At 66.3% G+C, this 8,170-nt stretch carries 7 protein-coding genes and 1 pseudogene; 7 read left to right on the forward strand and 1 reads right to left on the reverse strand.

Annotated elements, in window-relative coordinates; translation table 11 throughout:
* Positions 1-4: 4 nt before the first annotated feature.
* Entirely contained in the window at positions 5-472 is a 468-nt protein-coding gene (locus ABIC51_RS34555; protein WP_059693867.1) for a DUF3761 domain-containing protein, read from the forward strand.
* A gap of 106 nt (positions 473-578) precedes the next feature.
* Here ABIC51_RS34555 and ABIC51_RS34560 read toward each other — a convergent pair whose 3' ends face one another.
* Complete coding sequence (locus ABIC51_RS34560; protein ID WP_354006923.1) at positions 579-1,943, reverse strand: polyhydroxyalkanoate depolymerase; 1,365 nt, start codon at positions 1,941-1,943, stop codon at positions 579-581.
* A gap of 277 nt (positions 1,944-2,220) precedes the next feature.
* Between ABIC51_RS34560 and ABIC51_RS34565 the strand changes: the two genes are divergently transcribed.
* From ABIC51_RS34565 to ABIC51_RS34590, 6 genes and pseudogenes are all read left to right on the forward strand, one after another.
* Entirely contained in the window at positions 2,221-2,883 is a 663-nt protein-coding gene (locus ABIC51_RS34565; protein WP_027790958.1) for a glutathione S-transferase family protein, read from the forward strand.
* A gap of 237 nt (positions 2,884-3,120) precedes the next feature.
* Positions 3,121-4,365 (forward strand): Crp/Fnr family transcriptional regulator, encoded by a 1,245-nt coding sequence (locus ABIC51_RS34570; RefSeq protein WP_060083367.1) that lies wholly within the window; start codon positions 3,121-3,123, stop codon positions 4,363-4,365.
* A gap of 14 nt (positions 4,366-4,379) precedes the next feature.
* Entirely contained in the window at positions 4,380-5,144 is a 765-nt protein-coding gene (locus tag ABIC51_RS34575) for a flagellar motor protein (RefSeq protein WP_027790960.1), read from the forward strand.
* A 39-nt stretch (positions 5,145-5,183) separates the two neighbouring features.
* The gene (locus ABIC51_RS34580; RefSeq protein ID WP_175899453.1) at positions 5,184-5,852 is read left to right on the forward strand and encodes an OmpA/MotB family protein; all 669 of its coding nucleotides are present in this window, start codon (positions 5,184-5,186) and stop codon (positions 5,850-5,852) included.
* A 158-nt stretch (positions 5,853-6,010) separates the two neighbouring features.
* Positions 6,011-7,873, forward strand: coding sequence for a methyl-accepting chemotaxis protein (locus tag ABIC51_RS34585; protein ID WP_226129626.1), 1,863 nt, complete (start codon positions 6,011-6,013; stop codon positions 7,871-7,873).
* Positions 7,874-7,915: 42 nt separating this feature from the next.
* Positions 7,916-8,077 (forward strand): annotated as a pseudogene (locus ABIC51_RS34590) (IS256 family transposase); the annotation flags it as partial.
* Positions 8,078-8,170 lie beyond the last annotated feature (93 nt).

The raw sequence follows: 8,170 nt of genomic DNA on the forward strand, positions 1-8,170 counted from the left end.
GACCATGAAAAAAACGATGTTGATCGCCGCGCTGGTCGCCGGCATGGGGTTGTCGATCGGTGCGTTCGCGCAGGTGCCGGCCAGCGCGCCGGCCGGCACGACCGGTCTGTGCAAGGACGGCTCGTTCTACTCGGGCGCGTCGAAGAAGGGCGCATGCGCGGGCCACAAGGGCGTGAAGACCTGGTACGGCGCCTCGTCGGCGGCAGCCGCGAGCGCACCGGCCGCGGCGCCGGCAACGGCGGCCTCCGCTGCCGCCGCATCCGGCACCGCGCCGGCGAAGAGCGCGGCCGCGACGACCGCGGCGGCAGCGCCGGGCGGCGGCCCGGGCAAGGTGTGGGTCAACGACAGCACGAAGGTCTATCACTGCTCGACCGACAAGTATTACGGCAAGACGAAGCACGGCAGCTACATGTCGGAAGCCGATGCCAAGGCGAAGGGCTACCACGCGTCGCACGGCAAGGCCTGTTCGTAACGCAGGCCGACGCGCGAGCCTGATTCCTCGCGCGTCGTCCGCACGCTGCGGCCACTCACGCCCCGCCAACCTCGGCGGGGCGATTCGTTTTCAGCGCCGTCCGGTTTCAGCGGGCTTGATCCGACGCCGCGGCGGTCGTATCGGTCGCGCCGTCGTGCGCCGCTGCGCGCGCGTCTAGCAGCGCGCGCAGCGTCACGTAGTGCGTGCCGTCCGCGTCGCCTTCCGCGCCCGCGGTGCGATCGTACGGCTCGTTGTCATGGATCGTCGCGCGCACGATCGGATAGATCTGCGTTTCCCAGCGGCTGCCGTTGAACACGCCGTAGTGGCCCGCCCCGGTCTGCACGTGGTGCGTCTTCAGGTACGACGGCAATCCCGAACACAGCTCCTGCGCGGCGACCGTCTGGCCGACCGCGCAGATATCGTCCTTCTCGCCTTCGATCGTCAATAGCGCGGTGCGATGAATCGCCGCCGGCTCGACGAGCCGGTCGCCGACCGTCAGCTCGCCGCGCGCGAGCGCATATTGCTGGAACACCTTCTCGACCGTTTCCAGATAGAACTCCGCGGTGAGATCGGCGGTGGCGAAGTATTCGTCGTAGAAGTGCCGCAGCGTGTCGGCTTTCGCCGGGTCGCCTTTCGCGCGCTCGTAATACAGGTCGGCAAACGACGCCGCGTGGCGATCGGGATTCATCGACATGAACGCGCCGACCTGCACGAAACCCGGATACACGCATCGCTGCGCGCCGACGAAGCCCGCCGGCACGACGCTGATCAGGTTCCGCGCGAACCATTCGATCGGCTGGCTCGTCGCGAGCGCGTTGACCTTGGTCGGGTTCACGCGGCAGTCGATCGGCCCCGCCATCAGCGTCAGGCTCGCGGGCTGCGCCGGATCGCCGCCGGCGGCCATCAGCGCGACCGCCGCGAGCGCGGCGACGGTCGGCTGGCAGACCGCGAGCACGTGCGCGTCCGGGCCGATCTGGTGGATGAAGTCGATCACGTGCATGACGTATTCGTCGAAGCCGAACCGTCCGGCCGTCAGCGGGATGTCGCGCGGGTTTTGCCAGTCGGTGATGTACACGTCGTGGTCGGCCAGCATCGTATGCACGGTGCCGCGCAACAGCGTCGCGAAATGCCCGGACATCGGCGCGACGATCAGCACACGCGGCTGGGGCGCGACCGGCAGCGCCTTGCGGAAATGCAGCAGCGTGCCGAACGGGCTGGCTGCGGCGGCTTCCTCGACGATCGGCACCGTTTTGCCGTCGACGACGACCGACGCGATGCCGAACGGCGGACGCCGGTGCGAGAACGCGCAGCATTCGAGCAGTTCGCACAGCGCGTCGAGCATGCGGCCGGTCGGCGTCGAGGTGGAGGGCGGCCACAGCGACATCGTCGCGCGGGCGGCCGCGGCCCATGCGCGCGCGGGGCGCACGCATTCGGCAGACCATTGATAGAACGGATAGGCAAGCAGATTCATGGCCTTTGCTCGTTGTGCCGCGTTGCATCGAACGAGGCAAGCCATGTGCCAGCCCGCGGCTGGCACGCGCGTTGCACGCGGTTCGGAAGCGCGGCGCCGCAGGCGGCACGCGAGAACCGGCAGGCGCGTGCGATGCGTTGCGGCGCCGGTCTGGCGCCGCGACAGCGTGCGTTGCCGCGCCGGTTCGGCGAATCCGCGGCACCGGCATGGTGCGGGTGAGCCGCGTGGCGTCCGTTTTCGGTGCAGGGGCACGAACGGTTTTGGACAGGGGAGCGACATGGAAGTCACCGGACAGACGACGCTGACCATCAGCAGCCGCAATTACTCGTCGTGGTCGATGCGCGGCTGGCTGCTCGCGAAGCTGAGCGGGCTCGTGTTCGAGACGGTCAGCGTGCCGATCGATGCCGCGTCGCGCGCGGAGTTGCTGCTGCTGTCGCCGTCGATTCTCGTGCCGTGCCTGACGCACGACGGCAACACGGTGTGGGACACGCTCGCGATCGCCGAATACCTGAACGAGATCCGGCCGCAGGCGCGGCTGCTGCCCGAAGACCGGCGAGCGCGCGCGCATTGCCGGTCGATCTGCGGCGAGATGCATTCGGGTTTCAGCGCATTGCGATCCGCGTTGCCGATGAACCTGCGCGCGCATTTCCCCGGCTTCCGGATCTGGTCGCGCGCGCAGCACGACATCGAGCGGATCGTGACGATCTGGCGCGAGTGCCTGGCCGCGTACGGCGGCCCCTGGCTGTTCGGCGCGGAGATCGGGATCGCCGACGCGATGTATGCGCCGGTCGTCACGCGCTTCCTGACCTACGACGTGAAGCTGGAGCCCGATATCGCCGAATACTGCATGCAGGTGCTCGCGCATCCGTTCGTGGCGGAGTGGATCGATGCGGCGAAGGCGGAGCACGAAGACATCGACGAACTCGACATGGAGTTCTGACGCGCGGGATCGCACGTCGCTTTCAATTGCACTACACGCACCGGCATCGAAACGAACGTTTCGATCCGGCAGCGTAACGCGCAAACGTTTTACCTTGATTTCGGTTCGAAGCGAGGACGAATGCCCTAAAGGATGTTGAGCGCGATGACGTAAACGAGTCACGGGGACGACTCGCGATCGCATGCTTCCGACGTGCGACGCGCAGTCCGCAACAATCAGCGCAGCAGGGGAATCGACTTGAATCGTCAGCAATCGTGGACGCGTACGGCGGCGCCCGGGGAAATCATTTATTCCGAGGGTTTTGCGGGCGAGCCCGTCATCTTTCTGATCACCGACGGCAAGGTCGAACTGTCCACGCGATGCGACGACAAGCGTGTCGTCGTCGCGACGCTCGGTCGGGGCGAGTTCTTCGGTGAATCGGCGTTGCTCGCGGCCGAGCCGCGTGCCCATACCGCGAAGGCGCTTTCATTCTGTCAGCTGACGGTCGTGCCGGCCGGCATGCTCGACGAGGAAATCGAGCGTGTGTCGGCGCTGCTGCGTCATATCGTGCGCACGATGATCCGCCGCGTGAAGCGCAAGGACGACCAGCTCGCGACCTATACGCATGCCGACTTCATGCCGGGCGTGCTGTCGTATGCGCATGTGCTGGCGCTGATGGCGGGCGCCGATGCGCGCGAAGCCGGCGACGCGTGGACGCGCCGGCCGATGCAGGCCCATGCGGCCGAAACGTCGGTGCCGCTCGCCGAAGTGATCCGCAAATGCCGTGCGATCGCCGGCCACTCGCGGCCGCACGTGCTCGCGATGCTGCGACGCATGGAGAAGCTCAATCTCGTCACGATCGAGGCGGCGCAGGCGGACCACGCCGGCGGGGCGGCCGATTACGCGGCGTCGTCGGATGCGCGCCAGGTCGTCACGTTCGACGCCGCGCGCGTGATCGATCGCGCGCAACAGGTTGCCGATCACGATCTCGACCTGTCGATCAACAGCGAACTCGAGCTCATCGAGCTCGCCGATCTCGAATCGCTGATCGGCGTCGAGAAGACGATGCTGCTCAACAAGCTGTCGAACGGCGAGATTGCCGACGAAGTGTTCGCGTTCCGCAAATCGAAGGTGCTCAGTTACGTCGAGCAGAAGGGCGTCGCGTACTTCTCGCGGCGCAACGCGCGTCGCGGCGGCGACGTGCGCGCGCTGGAGGATCTCGTGTGGATCGACCAGCGCACGCTGTTCGACGTCATCAGCGCGTTCGACACCTACGATCTCGCGAAGCTGATCGCGAATCTCGACGATCGCGCGGTGGCCGACAAGCTGTTCTCCGTGATGACCGAGGCGCGGCGCAACGAGGTGTCGTGGGTGATGCGTCGCGAGCTCAAGCTCGATCCGGTCGAGATCGAGGACATCGAGCGGCGCGTGCTGGATGCCGTTCGCGCGGCGAAGGCGCCGGCGGCGGGCACCACGCCCGTCGCATCGGCATCGGATGCATGACCAAGGGGGCGCGCATGGATCTGTTGACCCTGGCCGGTGTGGTGTTGGGCGGCGCGGCGATCGTGTTCGGCTTCGCGCTCGAGGGCGGGCATTTCCCGATGCTGTTCCAGTTCGAGGCCCTCGTCATCGTGCTCGGCGGCACGCTCGGCGCGGTGATGATCCAGAACACCTGGGCACGCTTCTTCGACGCGGTGAAACAGTTGCGGCTCGCGTTCGTGCGGGCGCGCGAGGTCGATCGCAAGAACCTGTCCGACCTGCTCGAATGGGGCGACCGCGCGAAGCTCGACGGGCTGCTCGCGTTCGAATCGATGGACGTGAGCGGCATCCATCCGTTCGCGCGCCGCGGGCTCGAACTGCTGGCGAACGGCGTGTCGACCGCCGTGCTCGAGGACGCGTTGCAGCGCGAACTCGATGCCTACGAACGCAGCCGCCTGGCGGCCGCGCGCGTGTGGCAGCAGGCGGGCGGATATGCGCCGACGTTCGGCATTCTCGGGTCGGTGCTCGGGCTCGTGCAGGTGACGAGCCACATGCTCGAACCGGCGCAGCTCGGGCCGGGCATCGCGGTCGCGTTCATCGCGACGCTGTACGGGCTGGCGTTCGCGAACCTCGTGTTCCTGCCGCTTTACGGCAAGCTGCGTGCGCAGATCGACAGCGAGCTGCGGTTTCGCAAGCTGTATCTCGACGGTTTCCTGGCGATATCGCGCAAGGAATCGCCGCATACGATCGAAACGCGCCTGACCGGCGACGTGCGCGGGCGCGCGGTGGAATCGCTTGCGTGACGAGCGTGTGTCGGACGACCAACCGGGATTTCCAACAGCATGACTGCTCGAACTGACGGTGCCTCCGCCGCCGATCGCGACGACCACGAAGTCGAAGGCGCGCAGTCCGGCCGCTGGCTGATTTCGTACGCGGATCTCATCACGACGCTGATGGTGCTGTTTCTCGCGTTGTACGTGCTCCAGCTCGCGAAATACAACGCGCTCGACGCGCGGTACCAGACGCTTGCGCGGCAGGCTGGCGGTGCCGCGAGTGCTGCCGATGCGGCTACGCCCGACCATGCGCCGCCGTGGCTCGCGTTGCTCGATTCGTTGAAGTCGAACGGCCGGATTTCGCTGGTGAAGGCGCCGCATGGTGTCGAGATCGGCATCGACGCGAAGATCCTGTTCAACGTCGGCGATGCGCGCTTGCTGCCTGATTCGTCGCCGGTGCTGAACCAGATCGCGCAGGCACTGAGCGAGCACGCGACCGGCGACATCCTCGTCGAAGGGCACACCGACAGCGTGCCGATCGCGAACGCGAAATACGAATCGAACTGGGAGCTGTCGTCGGCGCGTGCGGGGAGCGTCGTGCGCTACCTGACCGAGCGCGGCGTGGCGCCGCATCGCCTGGCGGCGATCGGGCGGGCCGATACGCAGCCGCTCGTGGCGGGCGACGATGCGGCTTCGCGGGCGCGAAACCGGCGTGTCACGATCTTCGTCGCATACTGATTTGCGCTGATTGCGAGTCGACAGGCGGCCGGCCATGTCCGCCTGATAACAACATAACGAATCTCGCATGATGAACATCTGAAATCCGCGATGCGGTTCCGCGCGTGCGTGCCGATAACCCAAACTGGCTCAGACCGAGCGGTTACCGAGGGTTCCCCATGCACTTCTGGCGCAAGCTTTCCATTCAGAACAAGCTGATTCTCAGCATGACGAGTTGCCTGCTCGTGTTCGTCGCGATCTCGAGCGGACTCAGCATCCGTCTGATCGGCAACGCGGTGCGCGATCGCGTCGTCCGCGAGGAGCTGCCGACGGCCGTGAACGGCATCCGCGCCGACGTGCAGCGGCAGATGGCCGGGCCGATCGCCGCGTCGCGGATTCTCGCGCGCGACGCGTTCCTGCTGCAATGGGAAGCCGACGGCGAACCCGACGCCGGCACGCGCAACTGGATCCAGCTCGCGAAGAACGTGAAGGACGAGCAGAAGGCCGCGTCGGTGCAGTGGGTGTCCGTGAAGAGCGGCAACTACTACAACGAATCCGGCTTGCAGCGGAAGGTGACCGACAAGGATCAGTGGCTGACCGGCTTCCTGTCGTCCGGCAAGGCGTTCGACGTGAACATGGACCGCGAGGTGACGGTCGGCGGCTACATGATGTTCATCAACAGCCGCGTCGAGCTCGACGGCGTGCCGATCGGCGCGGCCAGCATGAGCCTGTCCGTCGATGCGCTCGCGAAGGGGATTGCCGCCTACCGGATCGGCGAGACCGGGTTCGCGTATCTCGTGCGTCCCGACGGCGCGATCATGATGCATCGCGATTCGTCGCTGATCGACGGCAAGCATTTCATGAAGGACCAGCAGGGGTTGCCCGGCGATGCGTCGTCGACGCTGCTGGCCGGCAAGCCGTATGCGTACCTGAGCTACGACGGCGACGGCGGCGCGCGCTTCATCGCGACGTCGTTCATTCCGGAACTGAACGCGTATGTCGTTGTCGAGGTGCCGCAGGCCGAACTGCTCGGGCCGGTGACGCGCGCGATCCGCAGCGCGGCGCTGGTCGCGGCGGTGGTGGGCCTCGCGGTTGCGCTGCTCGTGATCTGGCTGGTGGGCCGCGCGATTGCCGCGCCGATCCGCCGCGCGGCGACGCTGCTGTCGGAGATCGCCAGCGGCCAGGGCGACCTCACGCGCCGGATGACGGTCGAGAGCCAGGACGAAATCGGGCAGTTGTCGGATGCGTTCAACCGGTTCGTGTCGTCGCTGTCGACGCTGGTGCACAGCATTCGCGCGGCGTCCGCGTCGATTGCTACGGGTTCGGCGCAGATTGCGTCGGGGAATGCTGACCTGAGCGAACGTACCGAAGGGCAGTCGAGCAACCTGGAGCGGACGGCTTCGTCGATGGAAGAGATCACGGCCGTGGTGCGCAACAACACCGAGACGGCCACGACGGCCGCGAAGATGATCAACGGTGCGTCGGATACGGCGGCGCGCGGCGGCCAGGTGGTGGGGGAGGTCGTGACGACGATGGAACAGATCAGCGACGCGTCGCAGCGGATCTCCGAGATCATCGTGATGATCGACAGCATTTCGTTCCAGACGAACATTCTCGCGCTGAATGCGGCCGTCGAGGCGGCGCGGGCGGGGGAGCAGGGGCGCGGGTTTGCGGTGGTGGCTTCGGAAGTGCGGAATCTGGCGCAGCGCAGCGCGCAGGCGGCCAAGGAGATCAAGGCGCTGATCGAGCATAGCGCGGGCACGGTGAATACCGGATCGCGGCTGGTCAGCGAGGCGGGGAAGGTGATGAGCGATGTCGTGTCGCAGGTGCAGGGCGTGAGCGCGATGATGAGCGAGATCGCCGAAGCCAGCCTGGAGCAGAGCGCGGGGATCGATCAGATCGGCGAGGCGGTGCAGTCTTTGGATCAGATGACGCAGCAGAATGCGGCTTTGGTCGAGGAAAGCGCAGCGGCGGCGGAGAGTTTGAAGCAGCAGGCGGCGGAATTGACGAGGCTCGTGTCGGCTTTCAAGGTGGATGAGTAAAGGCTGATTCGCGATTTAGAATGGAGCGTTTCTGAGGGACGGCTGCCGTGGGTTGAGCCGGGCAAAGGCTTGAACCTGGACTCGGAACTGATCAAGCAACTGGTGCCCGGAACGCTGGATCGGGCAACGATCAACGAGCAGCTCGCGGCGCTCAAGAAGGCGATCTTCGAGCGTGCTGGGGGGGCGATCCACCACTTGGGCTGGAGGTATCCGGAATTCCGTGTGTGAGGCGGGGTTGAGATTCAGACTCCAATGTTGAATCGTTCCGGGTAAAGCAGTGCGAACTGCGTCATGGCG

The organism is Burkholderia sp. 572 (assembly GCF_040545135.1).
Classification (GTDB): domain Bacteria; phylum Pseudomonadota; class Gammaproteobacteria; order Burkholderiales; family Burkholderiaceae; genus Burkholderia; species Burkholderia cepacia.

What these genes read in the sequence shown, in the direction of transcription:
- ABIC51_RS34555 (WP_059693867.1), top strand. Translation starts at nt 5, where the DNA reads ATGAAAAAAACGATGTTGATCGCCGCGCTGGTCGCCGGCATGGGGTTG.
- ABIC51_RS34560 (WP_354006923.1), bottom strand. Translation starts at nt 1,943, where the DNA reads ATGAATCTGCTTGCCTATCCGTTCTATCAATGGTCTGCCGAATGCGTG.
- ABIC51_RS34565 (WP_027790958.1), top strand. Translation starts at nt 2,221, where the DNA reads ATGGAAGTCACCGGACAGACGACGCTGACCATCAGCAGCCGCAATTAC.
- ABIC51_RS34575 (WP_027790960.1), top strand. Translation starts at nt 4,380, where the DNA reads ATGGATCTGTTGACCCTGGCCGGTGTGGTGTTGGGCGGCGCGGCGATC.
- ABIC51_RS34580 (WP_175899453.1), top strand. Translation starts at nt 5,184, where the DNA reads ATGACTGCTCGAACTGACGGTGCCTCCGCCGCCGATCGCGACGACCAC.
- ABIC51_RS34585 (WP_226129626.1), top strand. Translation starts at nt 6,011, where the DNA reads ATGCACTTCTGGCGCAAGCTTTCCATTCAGAACAAGCTGATTCTCAGC.